Consider the following 1,904-nt stretch of genomic DNA (forward strand, 5'->3'; position numbering starts at 1 on the left):
TTACTCTGACAAACTGCTTTTCTCACATTTTTATGATATATTTACCTTAAGACATATCCCGGTCAATGGAGGTAACAATCATGACAAATCAAAAACATCTTACACTGTCTGACCGCATGGTCATCGAAACCCAGCTTTCCAATAGTACATCATTTAAAGCCATCGCATCCGCCCTTGACAAGGATCCTTCCACAATCTCAAAGGAAGTCCGTTCGCATCTGTCGGTTGAACGTATTGGCGGATTCCGCAAAAAGTACAATGCCTGCACCAAACGTAATGTCTGTCTTGTCAGCGGACTGTGTTCTCCCTGCAACGCAGGAAGAAATTACCGCTTCTGTAGGAGTTGCGGTATGTGCAGTCGTTTCTGTCCTGATTTTGAAGCTTACAGCTGCCCAAAACTGGACAAGCCACCCTACGTGTGTAATGGATGTAAAACAAGACCCCACTGCACTTTAGAAAAACATTTTTACCGTGCCAAGCAAGCTGACAAAGAATACCGCAGCAAACTGACTGAATCCCGCAAAGGCTTTACCTTTTCCGAAGAAGAGCTGCAGCATTTCGACCGCATTGTCTCTCCGCTAATCCGTCAGGGACAATCCCTTCATCATATCTGTGTAACCAATACCGATTCCCTGATGATTAGCGAACGCTCCCTTTACCGAATCATTGATGCCGGACTGATTTCCGCAAAGAATCTTGACCTTCCAAGGAAAGTCCGTTTCAAATCGCGGAAAAAGAAAAAGACTTTCAAAGTCGACCGTAAATGCCGCGAAGGCAGAACCTTTGAGGATTTTAAAAAATTTATGGAAGAGCATCCAAACTATCCTGTTGTCCAAATGGATTCCGTTGAAGGAAAGAAAGGCGGCAAAGTCCTTTTAACCATTCATTTTGTCAAAGCAGAATTCATGCTGGCCTTTCTGCGTGACTACAATGATTCCAGATCCGTCACAGATGTCTTTAAAAAACTGTATGACCTTTTGGGATCAGAACGGTTTCGCCACCTCTTTCCGCTAATCCTTACCGATAACGGCAGTGAATTTTCCAATCCTCTAGCCATTGAAAAAGATCCTTCCGGTAAAAAGCGTACCGCAGTCTATTACTGCGATCCGCAGGCTTCATGGCAGAAAGGATCCATTGAGCGCAATCACGAGTTTATCCGCTATTTCCTGCCGAAAGGTACTTCTTTCGACCACCTTTGCCAAGAGGATATTTCACTCATGATGCATCATATTAATTCTTACTGCAGGGAAAGCCTGAGCAACAAATGCCCTCACGAAATGTTTGCATTCTTTTTCGGCGCCGAAACCCTTCACCTTCTCGGCTGCCGCAGAATTCCTTCCAAAGAAGTTACCCTGAAGTCTTCCATCTTTAGAAAAGGAGGTGCATCCCTGTGAAAAGACGAACCATTTACGATAAACAATCCATCGACTATCAGTTCAACCTTTGTGCACTCCATGAAATGGAAGATGTTGTTCCCATGACACGCAGCGAACGTTACATGCTTCGCAACTGGGTTCGCTCTGGTCATGAGATTGAATCCAATCCATGGGAGTATCTGGACAGCGACGGCTGGCAGTTAAATTATCTGCAAGCCTACCGTCTGGAATACGGCTATTCCGCCGGTCCATGGGACAGCTGGAAAGGACCAGACACCCAGCCTTTATGGTGCGAAGAACGCAAATGCTACGTAAAACACGATGAACTGCTAGAACTTTAATTTTTAATGGATTACCGGGATATATCGCTAGTTTCACAAGACCATCAGCCGGCAGAATTCACTCTGGCAAAAATAAAAATATGAATGCTGACGGCTTTTTGTTATGCCCGAATTTCCCTGCATTAACACTATTTTACCCTATTCTGGCATCAATTTCACTACTTTCCATAGCTTTTTACATCCTCCA

The 1,904-nt window shown here is 44.4% G+C and carries 2 protein-coding genes; both read left to right on the forward strand.

Annotation, left to right across the window (positions count from 1 at the left end):
• Positions 1-80 precede the first annotated feature (80 nt).
• Complete coding sequence (locus tag D1151_RS16275; RefSeq protein WP_161909570.1) at positions 81-1,394, forward strand: IS30 family transposase; 1,314 nt, start codon at positions 81-83, stop codon at positions 1,392-1,394.
• The gene (locus D1151_RS16280) at positions 1,391-1,717 is read left to right on the forward strand and encodes a hypothetical protein (RefSeq protein WP_251632575.1); all 327 of its coding nucleotides are present in this window, start codon (positions 1,391-1,393) and stop codon (positions 1,715-1,717) included. The genes D1151_RS16275 and D1151_RS16280 overlap by 4 nt, the downstream gene beginning before the upstream one ends.
• Positions 1,718-1,904 lie beyond the last annotated feature (187 nt).

The organism is Emergencia sp. 1XD21-10 (assembly GCF_009936045.1).
In the GTDB taxonomy this organism is placed as follows: domain Bacteria; phylum Bacillota; class Clostridia; order Peptostreptococcales; family Anaerovoracaceae; genus Senimuribacter; species Senimuribacter intestinalis.

Excerpts from the sequence above, each read along its gene's own strand:
- D1151_RS16275 (WP_161909570.1), top strand. The coding sequence starts at position 81 with ATGACAAATCAAAAACATCTTACACTGTCTGACCGCATGGTCATCGAA.